Genomic DNA, 13,882 nt, shown 5'->3' with positions numbered 1-13,882 from the left:
GGCAAGGCATGACCTTTCCAGCGCTCAACCACGTCGCGGTCACGGTGCGCGACCTCGAAGTCAGCGGGCCGTGGTACCGCAACCTGCTCGGCGCCGACCCGATCCTCGATGAGCACACCGACGCCGGCTTCCACCACCAGGTGTGGATACTCGACGGCGGCACCGTCTTCGGCATTCATCAGCACGACCGAACGGCCCCTGACGAACAGTTCAGCGAACACCGCGTCGGCCTCGACCACGTCGGCTTCGGCTGCGCCGGCCGCGCCGAGCTGGAGAAGTGGGTCACCCGGCTGGGCGAACTGGGCATCGAGCACGGCGGCATCGTGGATGCCCCGTACGGCTCGGGGCTGAGTTTCCGCGATCCCGACGGCATCGCGCTGGAGTTCTTCGCCCCGCCCGGCTGATCGCTCAGCGCACGGTCGCGAAGAACGCGCGCAGGTCCTCGACGAACAGCTCCGGTTGTTCGAACGCCGCGAAATGCCCGCCGCGTGGCATGTCCGTCCAGTGGGTGATGTTGTAGACCGGCTCGCACCAGCTGCGCGGCGCCTTGAGCAGCTCCCCGGGGAAAGCCGCGACGCCCGTGGGCAATTCGACGCGGTCCCCGCCGCTCCACACCGCAAAACTCTCCCAGTACAGGCGCGCCGAGGACGCGGCGGTGTTGGTCACCCAGTAGACCATCACGTTGTCGAGCAGCTCGTCGCGGCTGACCGCATTCTCGGGGTGCCCGTCGCAATCGGCCCAGTCCCAGAACTTTTCGACGATCCACGCCAGCTGCCCCACCGGCGAATCGGCCAGGCCGTAGCCCAGTGTTTGCGGCCGGGTGGACTGTTGCTTGGAATAGCCGGTGCCCCACTTGCGATGGTTGGCCAACCCGGCCAGCGCTCGTTGCTCCTCCTCGGTCGGGTTCGTCAACGAGTCCTTGGTGGGCCGGCCGCCCGGCATGTTCAGGTGGATTGCCACGCAGTGACCGACGTTGCGGCCGATCTGTATCGTGACCGCGGCGCCCCAGTCGCCGCCCTGGGCGCCGTAGCGGTCGTAGCCCAGGCGCAGCATGAGCGTTTCCCATGCCTGCGCGATCTTTTCCACACCCCAGCCGGTGTGGGCGGGCTTGCCCGAGAAGCCGTAGCCGGGCAGCGACGGACACACGACGTGGAAGGCGTCCTCGGCGCGGCCCGAGGCGGGGTTGGTCAACGGCTCAATCACCTTGTGGAACTCCACGATTGAGCCCGGCCAGCCGTGCGTGATCACCAGCGGGAAGGCGTCGGGGTGCGGGGACCGCTGGTGGATGAAATGAATGTCCAGCCCGTCGATTTCGGTGGTGAACTGATCGAAGCGGTTGAGCGCGGCCTCCCGCGATCGCCAGTCGTAGCCGCTGGCCCAGTAGTCGGCCAGTTCCCGGGTGTAGGCCAGCGGCACGCCCTGGCTCCAGTCGTCCACGCATTCGGCCTCGGGCCAACGGGTGCGGGCAAGCCGCGATCGCAGATCGTCGAGAACGTCGTCGGGAACGTCGATGCGGAACGGTTTCACGGGTTCATAGTGCCCCCGAGTGCGATCGGCGCCGCACACGCCCCCGCTGGCGCATGCATGAGCACGAACGGCCCCGCGGGCCGCCGAGCGTGGCCACTCTCTCAGGGTGCAAGCCTGACAAAGCCCGGCGCCATGGGTGGCGCTGGCGGCGCCGGCGGGACGGGTGGTGGTGGCGGGGGCGCCACGGGCGGCGGAGATGCCACGGGCGGTGGGGGTGGCGCCGCTGGAAGATCACCGCCGGTGCTTCCACCGCCGCCATTGCCGGGCGCGGCACCCGGCCGCGGAGCAACCCTGGGAAGAGGCGGCGGCTGTTGTGGTGGCGGCGACACCCGTTGCGGCCGAGGCGGTGCCGCGATCGGCTTGGGTGGTGCCTGGTGCGCCAACGACGGTGGTGGCGCCGGAAGCTGCGGCGGGCTCGGCTGGGTGACATCTCCGGCAGGAACCGCTGCGGCGGACGAGGCGAGCGCCGCGCCATGCACATCGAAGTCCAACCGCTCGCCGGCGCAGCGACCCGTCGCGAGGGCGCCACGGTGCGACACATGCGGCTCCCGCAGGTCATCGCGCGAGTTGACCGCGTTGCGGTTGTTGTCCGCCATCCGATGCGCCGGATCATTCCATCGCGATGCGGGATCAGTGACCAGGAAGGTGATTTTGCTCCGGTTGTATGGACAGTAGGCACCCACCGACGCGGTGATGAACCGTGCTTCGGTGCGCGCGAGACGGCCCGGGGCGTAGAAGCGCTCGGGTGGATCGTTGCTTCCCGCATACTCGACCATCGCGTCCAGTACGCGGTCCGCCGGAATGCCGGCATCCAGTGCGCGACAGACTTTATGAGCGACGTCGACGAGGCTCGGCACGCCTTCGAGGGCGGGGATGCCTTCTTGAGCGAGCAGCGCCAGGAATTGGTCGTCTTCGTTCGAGTCAGCCGTTGCTGCGCCGCCGCGCAGAATTGCGGCGCCGCTTAGCAAAACAAGGGTGGTAACCAGAACGCCGGCATGGCTGGTGACGCCGGTGCACCTGGTCGTGGCGGTGAACATGACAGGATTTCCGTTCTGCGAGAGCCCGTCCCCGCGCGGACTTTGGATATCACTTATGCCGCAGGCGTTATCGCCTGCGCGCCAGCGGGTCTCCCAACGCAGGTTCAAGATGGGGATATCGCCGGTGGAAGTGGAGCGCACGGTCGTTGACGCGCACCACGTGAGACGCCCTGGCGCGGTCGCCGGATCCGTCTGTGTCACCAGACGGTAGGCGTCGTCCGCGCAGACGCCGGTGCTCAGCATTTTGAGCGATTTACCGCGGGCCAAACGGGGACGCCGGGTGAAGTAGACCTCGCCCATCCCGACACATCCCAACAACCGCAGGATGGCATACCCAGCAAACATGTTGCCGTTAGCCAACGGCATGAAAAAATCGTACTTCCGACGCGCTGTTACGTGACATAGACATTACCTGGGCATGTACTGCGGGTTAACTGTTATCCCGTTAGCGAACGCGTATCCAGATTACGAAACACGTGTACAACAAGTTCACCGAGTCCGGCATCAACCCCCGGCGCCCGATCCCTCAGAGTGCTCGTAGGCCACGCAGGGTCCTGCCTATCAGCTCGCGTCGTTGGTCGATCGTCATCGAGTCACCGAGGGGGGCGTGCACCCGCAAATAACCTTGTGTCACCAGTTCGCCGACCAGGAACCGCGTCGCACCGAGCGGCAAGGACAGACGAGCGGCGATCTCTGCGACCGAGGGGCTCTGCACGCAACACGTCAGGATCTGGCCCCGCACATCGTTTTTCGGCCAGCGCGGCGGCTTCGATGTGGTGTCGAGCGCTTCGACCGGAGCCTCGAGTGGCAGTTCGACACCAGAGTCGGTACGGCCCCCCGTCAGCGTGTATGGCCGGACCAGGCTCGCCCCGTTCGCGGTTTCCCGTTCGGCGCCCTCGTCCTCCGACTGCGGATGCGGGTCGGAATGTTTCCCCCCGGCATGCGGCGAACTATGCAGCCCCTTGCGGTGCTGCAAGAACCACAACGTCTGGTCGGCGTGCACGGACGCCCGCAGCTCGCTGGCGACCACCTTGAGTACGGTGCGATCAGTGTCGATGACGAATGTGGTCCGTCTGACCGGCAGCAGCCGGGCCAGCAGGCCACGGCGCCGGGTGTGCCGGCCTCGCCGGGCCGCCTCACGCGCCACGACGGATCTACGCAGCTTGGCGAGCCTGCCCCGGCGCACCCCGAACAGCTCGGACACCACGCCGTCCGCGTCGGAGAGCAGCGGATAGTCGAACGAGCGCTGTTGGGCGAAGTGGGCTTGCCTGTCGACGGTGTCGGTGCTGATGCCCACCCGCTGGGCGCCCACCGTGACGAATTCGTTGCTCAGGTCCCGAAAATGACAGGCCTGGGCCGTGCAGATCGGTGACGATGCCAGTGGGAAGAAGAACAGCACCACCGGCCCGTCGGCAAGGAGCGCGGACAGGGCCCGGGGCCGACCGGTGTGATCGTACAGAGTGAAGTCAGGCGCCTTCTCGCCCGCGATCATCGGCAAAGGGTAACGCCGGGACGCTCCGCGCGAACGCACACTCGGATAATTCGGTCAAGGCCGAACAGCTCACGGGCGTTTGCCCGCCAAACCCGGCTAACTCGTCCTGCGACGCTGAACTGCGTAAACGTTGGTGGGCGCGGACGGTATCGAACCGCCGACCGCTGGTGTGTAAAACCAGAGCTCTACCACTGAGCTACGCGCCCGTGCCCGGGCAGGCTACCCGCCCGAAGGCCAACTTCCCAAAATTCTCAGTCCTCCTCAGGCCCGCAAAGCCGCCAGTGCGTCCGTCCAGAGCCGCTGGTCGCGGGACTCGCCGGGCTGCTTCATCTCGGCGAAGCGAATGATCCCGGACCGATCGATGACGAACGTCCCGCGGTTGGAGTAGCCGGCGTCCTCGTTGAACACGCCGTAGCTCTGGCTGACCGCGCCGTGCGGCCAGAAGTCCGACAGCACCGGAAAGGTGAAGCCGCTGTCCAGCGACCAGACCCGGTGCGTGGGCGGCGGGCCCACCGAGATGGCCAGCGCCGCGCTCTCGTCGTTTTCGAACTCGGGCAGGTGGTCACGCAACAGGTCCAGCTCCCCCTGGCAGATCCCGGTGAAGGCCAGCGGGAAGAACACCAGCAGAACGTTCTTGGCGTCACGATAGGAACTCAGCGTGACGCGCTGTTGGTTCTGGTCGCGCAAAGTGAAATCCGGGGCGGCTGTGCCGACGGGCAGCATCAACGCTTCCCGGCGCGGGATTTGGGCTGCACCAGCCGGCTGGCGCTCCAGTCCCCCAGGTTGACCGACGAGGTCGGCATCAAACCGGCGGTGGGGGCGGCCTCCGCGATTTCGGCCGGCAATACGTGACCCGGCTTGCCGGTCTTGGGCGTCAGCACCCAGATCACGCCATCTTCGGCCAGCGGGCCGATCGCGTCCATCAGGGTGTCCACCAGGTCGCCGTCACCGTCTCGCCACCAGAGCAGGACGACGTCGACCACCTCGTCGGTGTCCTCGTCGAGCAACTCACTGCCGCAGGCTTCCTCGACCGCGGCGCGGATCTCGTCATCGGTGTCTTCGTCCCAGCCCCACTCCTGGACAACTTGGTCCCGTTGGATGCCCAATTTGCGGGCGTAGCTCGGGGCGTCATCCGCCGCGACCACCGTGGAGCCTCCTTAACGTCCGCGCGCTATGCGATTGGGGATTATCGTCGCACAGCCAGAACCTGGTCCATACTTCCGCATCATCACGTTGCCAGGCACAGTTTCACCGCGTTCTTTTTTGTGTCGTTGAGTTGATCGACCCGCTTGTTGAATTCCCCGGTCCCCGCGTGGGTGCCGATGGCGTTTGCCACCGCGCGGGCGGCGTCGATGTAGGCGTTGAAGGCGTCCTTGATCTGCTGCGACATCGCATCGCTGAAGCTGTTGGCCACCGTGGTGGCACTGTCGTTGAGGGCGTCGATGGCCGGGCCTTCGGTCGGGCCGGTGCCGCGGCCGTCGTTGAACGCCTTGACGAAGTCGTTGGTCTTGTCGATCGCGTTCTTGCTGGTGGTGACCAGCGTGGCGCAGGCGGTGCGCACCGCCTTGGTGGTCAGCGACTGCTGCCGCTGAGATTCCCGGACGCTCGAAGTCACCGACGACGCGGACACCGACGCCGACACCGATTGCCGGTAGGCCGGCGCCACTTTGGTGTCCGGCGTTGCGGTGCCGTTGGTGACCGACGTGCACCCGACGATGCCCATCAGCGTCACGGCGACACAGCCGAGGGCCAACGCCCCGCGCCGGGGCAAAGCCTTCACCTGCGTATGAGGGACGGCACCCCACCGGATGAGCACAAGCCTGACGTTACCGGGTGGGTTGCGCACCTGCCCCAAACACGCCGAGTTGGGGTTCGCCAGGTGAAGCTCCGTCGGCTACCCGACGTCGGCTATCCGCGCGAAACACCGGTGCGGCACGATGGTGGTCAGGGTGCGACCCACCCGTTACGGCACACATTCCGCCACACAACAGGAGTAGTGCGTTGACAACTGAGTTCGTGCGCCACGATCTGGCCACAAACCCCACCGGCGCAACCGAACCCGACCGCGTTCGGGTGATCCGCGAGGGGGTGGCCTCCTACCTACCCGACATCGATCCGGACGAGACGTCGGAGTGGCTGGAGTCCTTCGACGAATTGCTGGAGCGCTCCGGCCCGTCGCGGGCGCGCTATCTGATGCTGCGATTGCTGGAACGGGCCGGCGAGCAGCGAGTCGCCATCCCGTCGCTGACGTCAACGGACTACGTCAACACCATTCCGACCGAACTCGAGCCGTGGTTCCCCGGCGACGAGGACGTCGAACGGCGCTACCGGGCGTGGATACGGTGGAACGCCGCGATCATGGTGCACCGCGCCCAGCGCCCGGGAGTCGGTGTGGGCGGCCACATTTCGACCTACGCCTCGTCGGCGGCGCTGTACGAGGTCGGCTTCAACCACTTCTTCCGCGGCAAGGCGCACCCCGGCGGCGGGGACCAGGTGTTCATCCAGGGCCACGCGTCGCCGGGCATCTATGCGCGCGCCTTCCTGGAAGGCCGCCTGACCGCCGACCGGATGGACGGCTTCCGGCAGGAGCACAGCCACGCTGGCGGCGGGCTGCCGTCCTACCCGCACCCGCGGCTGATGCCCGATTTCTGGGAATTCCCCACGGTGTCGATGGGCCTGGGCCCGCTCAACGCCATTTACCAGGCGCGGTTCAACCACTACCTGCACGACCGCGGCATCAAGGACACCTCCGACCAGCATGTGTGGTGCTTCCTGGGTGACGGCGAGATGGACGAGCCGGAGAGCCGCGGCCTGGCGCATGTCGCCGCGCTGGAGGGTCTGGACAACCTGACGTTCGTCGTCAACTGCAACCTGCAGCGACTCGACGGTCCGGTGCGCGGCAACGGCAAGATCATCCAGGAGCTGGAGTCGTACTTCCGGGGCGCCGGCTGGAACGTCATCAAGGTGGTCTGGGGCCGCGAGTGGGACGCGCTGCTGCACGCCGACCGCGACGGCGCGCTGGTGAACCTGATGAACACCACCCCGGACGGGGATTACCAGACGTATAAGGCCAACGACGGCGCGTACGTGCGCGACCACTTCTTCGGCCGCGATCCGCGCACCAAGGCGCTCGTGGAGAACATGAGCGATTCCGAGATCTGGAACCTCAAGCGCGGCGGCCACGACTACCGCAAGGTCTATGCCGCCTACCGGGCCGCCGTCGACCACAAGGGCCAGCCCACGATGATCCTGGCCAAGACCATCAAGGGCTACTCGCTGGGTGCGCATTTCCAGGGCCGCAACGCCACGCATCAGATGAAAAAGCTTGCGCTGCAAGATCTTAAGGACTTCCGCGACGCGATCCGGATTCCGATCAGCGATGCCCAGCTGGAAGAGGACCCCTACCTGCCGCCCTACTATCACCCCGGCTCCGACGCCGAGGAGATCCGCTACATGGTCGACCGGCGGCGCACCCTCGGCGGCTTCCTGCCCGAGCGGCGGACCAAGGCGAAGGCGCTGCGGCTGCCCGGCCGCGACACCTACGCCGCGCTGAAGAAGGGATCGGGCAACCAGGAGGTCGCGACCACCATGGCGACGGTGCGCACCTTCAAGGAAGTGTTGCGGGACAAGGAGGTTGGTCCGCGCATCGTGCCGATCATTCCCGACGAGGCCCGCACCTTCGGCATGGACTCGTGGTTCCCGTCGCTGAAGATCTACAACCGCAACGGTCAGCTGTACACCGCCGTGGACGCCGAGCTGATGCTGGCCTACAAGGAAAGCGAAGCCGGCCACATCCTGCACGAGGGCATCAACGAGGCCGGGTCGGTCGGTTCGTTCATCGCGGCCGGCACGTCGTATGCCACGCACAACGAGCCGATGATCCCGATCTACATCTTCTATTCGATGTTCGGCTTCCAGCGCACCGGTGACGGATTGTGGGCCGCCGCCGACCAGATGGCTCGCGGCTTCTTACTCGGCGCCACCGCGGGGCGCACCACGCTGACCGGCGAGGGCCTGCAGCACGCCGATGGCCACTCGCTGCTGCTGGCCAGCACCAACCCGGCGGTGGTCGCCTACGACCCGGCATTCGCCTACGAGATCGCCTACATCGTGGAGAGCGGGCTGGCGCGGATGTTCGGGGAGAACCCCGAGGACGTCTACTTCTACATCACCATCTACAACGAGCCGTACGTGCAGCCGCCCGAGCCGGAGAACTTCGACCCCGAGGGCGTGCTGCGGGGCCTGTATCGCTACCACGTCGCCACCGAACAGCGGGCCAACAAGGCGCAGATCCTGGCGTCGGGGGTGGCGATGCCGTCGGCGCTCAACGCCGCGCAGATGCTGGCCGCGGAGTGGGACGTCGCCGCCGACGTGTGGTCGGTGACCAGCTGGGGTGAGCTGAACCGCGACGGTGTGGCCGTCGACCGGGCGCGGCTGCGCCATCCGGACCGGCCGGCCGGCGTCCCGTACGTCACCCAGGCCCTGTCGAACGCCACCGGGCCCGTGGTCGCCGTGTCCGACTGGATGCGTGCGGTGCCCGAGCAGATCCGGCCCTGGGTGCCGGGCACCTATGTCACCCTGGGCACCGACGGGTTCGGCTTCTCCGACACCCGGCCCGCGGCGCGCCGGTACTTCAATACCGACGCCGAGTCGCAGGTGGTCGCGGTGCTGGAGGCGCTGGCCCGCGATGGCGAGATCGACCCGTCGGTGCCGACCGCGGCCGCCCGCCAGTACAAGATCGACGACGTGCTGGCCGCCCCGGAGCAGACGTCCGACCCCGGCGTGGCGTGAGCCCCAAGGCGCACCCTCGCGGGACCCTGCGCCCAACGTGACACTCGCGTCACGTTGGGGCGTCGAGCGTGGCGCCGACGTCACGCTCGCGGCCTAAGGCAGCCCGCGGCCGGCTACCTTGAGGCGTTCTTAAGAACGCCACGCGCCTCCTTTGGCGGAAACTTCCAGAAAAGGCGCGTAGGTTTTAGGGGTGAATGACAACCCCTTCGCCGGTCCGTTCGCCAAGCAGCCCCGATCCCCCATGGAGCTGCTGGACACCGTGCCGGAGTCGGTCCTGCGGCGGCTGAAGCAGTACTCCGGCCGGCTGGCCACCGAGGCGGTCTCGGTGATGGGCGATCGGTTGCCGTTCTTCGCCGACCTGGAAGCGTCGCAGCGGGCCAGCATGGCGTTGGTGGTGCAGACGGCCATCAACAACTTCGCCGAGTGGATGCAGGACCCGCACAGCAACGTCAGCCACACCGCGCAGGCCTTCGAGCTGGTGCCCCAGGACCTCGCCCGCCGCATCGCGCTGCGCCACAGCGTCGACATGGCGCGCGTGACCATGGACTTCTTCGAGGAGGTCGTCCCGCTGCTGGCCCGCTCCGAGGACCAGCTGACCGCGCTGACGGTGGGCATCCTCAAGTACAGCCGCGACCTGGCGTTCACCGCCGCGACCGCCTACGCGAACGCGGCCGAGGCCCGCGGGACCTGGGACAGCCGGATGGAGGCCAGCGTCGTCGACGCGGTGGTCCGCGGCGACACCGGCCCCGAGCTGCTGTCCCGCGCCGCGGCGCTGAACTGGGACACCACCGCCCCGGCGACGGTCGTGGTCGGCACCCCGTCCCCCGGGCGCGACGGGTCGACCGGCCCGGACGTCAGCGAGCGCGCGAGCCAGCGCGTCCGCGATATCGCCGCACAGCACGGACGCGCGGCCCTCACCGACGTGCACGGCACCTGGCTGGTCGCGATCGTGTCCGGCCAACTGTCGCCAACCGACAAATTCCTGGGCGATCTGCTGGTCGCGTTCGCCGACGGCCCCGTGGTCGTCGGACCCACCGCGCCCATGCTGACGGCGGCCTATCACAGCGCCAGCGAGGCGATATCCGGCATGAACGCCGTTGGTGGTTGGCGCGGAGCGCCACGTCCGGTGCCGGCCCGCGAACTGCTGCCCGAACGGGCCCTGATGGGCGATGCGTCGGCCATAGTGGCGCTGCACACCGACGTGATGGGCCCGCTGGCGGACGCGGGTCCTACGCTGATCGAGACTCTTGACGCTTACTTAGATTGTGGCGGCGCGATTGAGGCTTGCGCCAGAAAGTTGTTCGTTCATCCAAACACCGTGCGCTACCGACTCAAGCGGATCACCGACTTCACCGGCCGGGATCCCATGCAGCCCCGTGACGCATATGTCCTGCGAGTGGCGGCGACGGTCGGCCAGCTCAACTACCCGACCAGTCCGTCTAGCGCCGCCAACAACGCCATGCCGGCGGTTCCGCTGCCGCTCAAAGGGGCTGTTGCGGGGCTATCCGGGTGATAGTGACCCAGGCAACAGGTCGCGGCACGATATCAAACCAGTAGCTTAAGGAGCCGTTTTGTAGGGTTCGCACAAAAACATAAGATGAGGTTCATAATCTGTTACACCCGCCAAAACCGTTTCCACAGTGTTCTCTTAAACACGTGATTGCTTTGCTTGCGCCCGGACAGGGTTCGCAGACCGAGGGGATGCTCTCGCCATGGCTGGAGCTCGCCGGCGCCGCTGACCAGTTGGCGCTGTGGTCCAAGGCCAGTGGCCTCGATCTCGTGCGCCTGGGCACCACCGCATCGACCGAAGAGATCACCGACACCGCGGTCACCCAGCCGCTGGTGGTGGCCGCCACGCTGCTGGCCCACCAGGAGCTGACCAAGCGCGGCCTGCTGTCGGACGCCGACCTGGTCGTGGCCGGCCACTCCGTCGGCGAGATCGCCGCCTACGCGATCGCCGGCGTGATCGCCGCCGACGACGCCGTCGCGCTGGCCGCCACCCGGGGCGCCGAGATGGCCAAGGCCTGCGCCATCGAGCCGACCGGCATGTCCGCGGTGCTCGGCGGCGACGAGGGCGAGGTCCTGGCCCGTCTCGAGCAGCTCGACCTGTTCCCGGCCAACCGCAACGCCTCCGGACAGATCGTCGCGGCCGGCGCGCTGACCGCGCTGGAGAAGCTGGCCGAGGACCCGCCGGAGAAGGCCCGGGTACGCGCCCTCGGTGTGGCCGGAGCGTTCCACACCAGGTACATGGCGTCGGCGCTCGACGGCTACGCGGCCGCGGCGGCCGCCGTTCAGACGTCCGAGCCCACCGCCAAGCTGCTGTCGAACCGCGACGGCAAGCCGGTCGCCTCGGCGGCCGAGGCGATGGAGGCGCTGGTCGCCCAGCTGACCCAGCCGGTCCGCTGGGACCTGTGCACCGCGACGCTGCGTGACCTGGAAGTCACCGCGGCCGTGGAGTTCCCGCCCGCGGGCACTCTCACCGGCATCGCCAAACGAGAACTTCGGGGGGTGACGGCTCGTGCCGTCAAGTCGCCCGCAGACCTGGACGCTTTGGCCGAGCTCTAAAGCCAGCTCGACCAGTTGCACAACCAGTACAACCGCATATGCAAGTCAATTCGACTAACACGCAACACATTACGAAGGGAAGCACGCTGTGGCCGTCAGCCAGGAAGAAATCATCGCCGGTATCGCCGAGATCATCGAAGAGGTGACCGGTATCGAGCCCTCCGAGGTCACCCCGGAGAAGTCCTTCGTCGACGACCTGGACATCGACTCGCTGTCGATGGTCGAGATCGCCGTTCAGACCGAGGACAAGTACGGCGTCAAGATCCCCGACGAGGACCTCGCTGGTCTGCGTACCGTCGGTGACGTCGTCTCCTACATCCAGAAGCTCGAGGAAGAGAACCCCGAGGCTGCCGAGGCGCTGCGCGCCAAGCTGGAGACCGAGAACCCCGACGCGGTCGCCAACGTCAAGTCGAGGCTGGAAGCGGACAGCAAGTGAGCAAGCCTTCCACTGCTAATGGCGGTTACCCCAACGTTGTGGTAACCGCCGTCACGGCGACGACATCGATCGCGCCGGACATCGAGAGCACGTGGAAGGGCTTGTTGGCCGGCGAAAGCGGCATCCACGTCCTCGAAGACGAGTTCGTCACCAAATGGGATCTGCCCGTCAAGATCGGCGGACACCTCAAGGACCCCATCGACGAAGGCATGAGCAGGCTGGACATGCGGCGCATGTCGTATGTCCAGCGGTTGGCCAAGGTGCTGAGCACTCAGCTGTGGGATACCGCCGGTAGCCCCGAGGTCGACCCCGACCGGTTCTCGGTCGTGGTCGGCACCGGGCTCGGCGGTGCCGAGCGGATCGTTGAGACCTACGACCTGATGAACGAGGGTGGCCCCCGCAAGGTGTCGCCGCTCGCCGTTCAGATGATCATGCCCAACGGCGCCGCGGCGGTGGTGGGCCTGCAGCTCGGCGCCCGCGCCGGGGTCATCACCCCGGTCTCGGCCTGCTCGTCGGGCTCGGAGGCGATCGCCCACGCGTGGCGTCAGATCGTCATGGGCGACGCGGACTTCGCCGTCTGCGGTGGGGTCGAGGGCCCCATCGAAGCGCTGCCCATCGCGGCGTTCTCGATGATGCGGGCCATGTCGACGCGCAACGATGAGCCCGAGCGCGCATCGCGACCGTTCGACAAGGACCGCGACGGCTTCGTGTTCGGTGAAGCCGGTGCGCTGATGATCATTGAGACCGAAGAGCACGCCAAGGCTCGTGGCGCCAAGCCACTGGCCCGGTTAATGGGTGCCGGCATCACCTCGGACGCGTTCCACATGGTGGCACCGGCGGCGGACGGCGTGCGCGCCGGTCGCGCCATGACCCGGTCGCTGGAGCTGGCGGGGTTGTCCCCCAAGGACGTCGACCACGTCAACGCCCACGGGACGGCGACGCCGATCGGTGATACGGCCGAGGCCAACGCCATTCGCGTCGCGGGTTGCCAGGAGGCGGCCGTCTACGCACCGAAGTCGGCTCTGGGGCACTCCATCGGTGCCGTCGGGGCGCTGGAATCTGTTCTCACGGTATTGAGCCTCCGGGACGGCGTGATACCGCCAACACTCAACTACGAAACCCCCGATCCCGAGATCGATTTGGACGTTGTCGCGGGCGAACCCCGCTACGGCGACTTCCGTTATGCGATCAACAACTCGTTCGGGTTCGGTGGCCACAACGTGGCACTCGCCTTCGGGCGTTACTGAGTAAACGGAAGGAACGTTCGCAAGACCCATGACAGAGCTGGTTACCGGGAAAACGCTCCCGAACGTGGTCGTCACTGGCGTCGCCATGACGACCGCGCTGGCAACTGATGCCGAAACCACCTGGAAGCTGTTGCTGGACAGCCAAAGTGGTATCCGCAAACTCGAGGATTCGTTCGTCGAGGAGTTTGACCTGCCGGTTCGCATCGGCGGGCATCTGTTGGAAGAGTTCGACAGTCAGTTGACCCGCGTGGAGCTGCGTCGCACGGGCTACCTGCAGCGGATGTCGACCGTGCTGGGCCGGCGGGTCTGGGAGAACGCCGGCTCCCCCGAGGTCGACAGCAACCGCCTGATGGTGTCCATCGGCACCGGTTTGGGTTCGTCGGAGGAGATGGTCTTCAGCTACGACGACATGCGCGCTCGTGGCATGAAGGCCGTTTCTCCGCTCGGGGTGCAGAAGTACATGCCCAACGGCGCCTCGGCGGCGGTGGGACTGGAGCGGCACGCCAAAGCCGGGGTGATCACGCCGGTCTCGGCGTGCGCGTCGGGTTCTGAAGGGATCGCGCAGGCCTGGCGCAACATCGTCTTCGGTGAGGCCGACATCGCCATCTGCGGGGGCGTGGAAACCAGGATCGAGGCCGTGCCGATCGCGGCGTTCGCCCAGATGCGCATCGTGATGTCGACCAAGAACGACGACCCGGTGGGCGCCTGTTGCCCGTTCGACCGCGACCGCACCGGCTTCGTGTTCGGCGAGGCCGGCGCGTTGCTGGTCATCGAGACCGAGGAACAC

The 13,882-nt window shown here is 67.1% G+C and carries 12 protein-coding genes, 1 tRNA gene and 1 pseudogene; 7 read left to right on the top strand and 7 right to left on the bottom strand.

Features of this window, described 5'->3' with window-relative positions:
• Nucleotides 1-8: 8 nt before the first annotated feature.
• Nucleotides 9-404 carry a VOC family protein gene (locus A5760_RS00835; RefSeq protein WP_064877197.1) on the top strand — a complete coding sequence of 132 codons (396 nt, stop codon included), beginning with the start codon at nt 9-11 and terminating at the stop codon, nt 402-404.
• Nucleotides 405-408: 4 nt separating this feature from the next.
• On the opposite strand, the gene A5760_RS00830 is transcribed toward A5760_RS00835, so the two are convergent.
• From A5760_RS00830 to A5760_RS00800, 7 genes are all read right to left on the bottom strand, one after another.
• Nucleotides 409-1,527, bottom strand: coding sequence for an epoxide hydrolase family protein (locus A5760_RS00830; protein ID WP_064877196.1), 1,119 nt, complete (start codon nt 1,525-1,527; stop codon nt 409-411).
• Nucleotides 1,528-1,628: 101 nt separating this feature from the next.
• On the bottom strand, nt 1,629-2,864 hold the full coding sequence (locus A5760_RS27515) for a DUF732 domain-containing protein (RefSeq protein WP_269198359.1): 1,236 nt from the start codon (nt 2,862-2,864) through the stop codon (nt 1,629-1,631).
• Nucleotides 2,865-3,090: 226 nt separating this feature from the next.
• On the bottom strand, nt 3,091-4,056 hold the full coding sequence (locus A5760_RS27725) for a peroxiredoxin (protein ID WP_064877194.1): 966 nt from the start codon (nt 4,054-4,056) through the stop codon (nt 3,091-3,093).
• Between the two features lie 131 nt (nt 4,057-4,187).
• Nucleotides 4,188-4,262, bottom strand: a tRNA-Val gene (locus A5760_RS00815).
• 55 nt (nt 4,263-4,317) lie between these two features.
• On the bottom strand, nt 4,318-4,779 hold the full coding sequence (locus A5760_RS00810) for a peroxiredoxin (protein ID WP_064877193.1): 462 nt from the start codon (nt 4,777-4,779) through the stop codon (nt 4,318-4,320).
• Nucleotides 4,779-5,201, bottom strand: a complete 423-nt coding sequence (locus A5760_RS00805) for a DUF3052 domain-containing protein (RefSeq protein ID WP_064877192.1) — start codon at nt 5,199-5,201, stop codon at nt 4,779-4,781. The genes A5760_RS00810 and A5760_RS00805 overlap by 1 nt, the downstream gene beginning before the upstream one ends.
• A gap of 83 nt (nt 5,202-5,284) precedes the next feature.
• Nucleotides 5,285-5,872: a hypothetical protein gene (locus tag A5760_RS00800; protein ID WP_064877191.1), complete on the bottom strand. Its 588-nt coding sequence runs from the start codon at nt 5,870-5,872 to the stop codon at nt 5,285-5,287.
• Nucleotides 5,873-6,057: 185 nt separating this feature from the next.
• On the opposite strand from A5760_RS00800, the gene aceE reads away from it, so the two are divergent.
• The 6 genes and pseudogenes from aceE to kasB form a co-directional block, all read left to right on the top strand.
• Complete coding sequence (gene aceE, locus A5760_RS00795; RefSeq protein WP_064877190.1) at nt 6,058-8,847, top strand: pyruvate dehydrogenase (acetyl-transferring), homodimeric type; 2,790 nt, start codon at nt 6,058-6,060, stop codon at nt 8,845-8,847.
• Between the two features lie 190 nt (nt 8,848-9,037).
• Nucleotides 9,038-10,360, top strand: coding sequence for a PucR family transcriptional regulator (locus tag A5760_RS00790; protein ID WP_064877189.1), 1,323 nt, complete (start codon nt 9,038-9,040; stop codon nt 10,358-10,360).
• 143 nt (nt 10,361-10,503) lie between these two features.
• A complete protein-coding gene (locus tag A5760_RS00785) occupies nt 10,504-11,412 on the top strand; it encodes an ACP S-malonyltransferase (RefSeq protein ID WP_064877188.1) in 909 nt (302 codons plus the stop codon).
• An 88-nt stretch (nt 11,413-11,500) separates the two neighbouring features.
• Nucleotides 11,501-11,848, top strand: a complete 348-nt coding sequence (gene acpM / locus A5760_RS00780; RefSeq protein WP_064877187.1) for a meromycolate extension acyl carrier protein AcpM — start codon at nt 11,501-11,503, stop codon at nt 11,846-11,848.
• On the top strand, nt 11,845-13,095 hold the full coding sequence (gene kasA, locus A5760_RS00775) for a 3-oxoacyl-ACP synthase KasA (protein WP_064877186.1): 1,251 nt from the start codon (nt 11,845-11,847) through the stop codon (nt 13,093-13,095). The genes acpM and kasA overlap by 4 nt, the downstream gene beginning before the upstream one ends.
• Before the next feature lie 28 nt (nt 13,096-13,123).
• A pseudogene (kasB, locus tag A5760_RS00770) lies at nt 13,124-13,882 on the top strand (3-oxoacyl-ACP synthase KasB); the annotation flags it as partial.

The sequence above is a fragment of the Mycobacterium colombiense genome (genome assembly GCF_001665835.1).
Taxonomy (GTDB): Bacteria; Actinomycetota; Actinomycetes; order Mycobacteriales; family Mycobacteriaceae; genus Mycobacterium; species Mycobacterium colombiense_A.
Note: the sequence above shows the minus strand (reverse complement) of the source record. Positions and strands in the feature narration are given on the sequence as shown.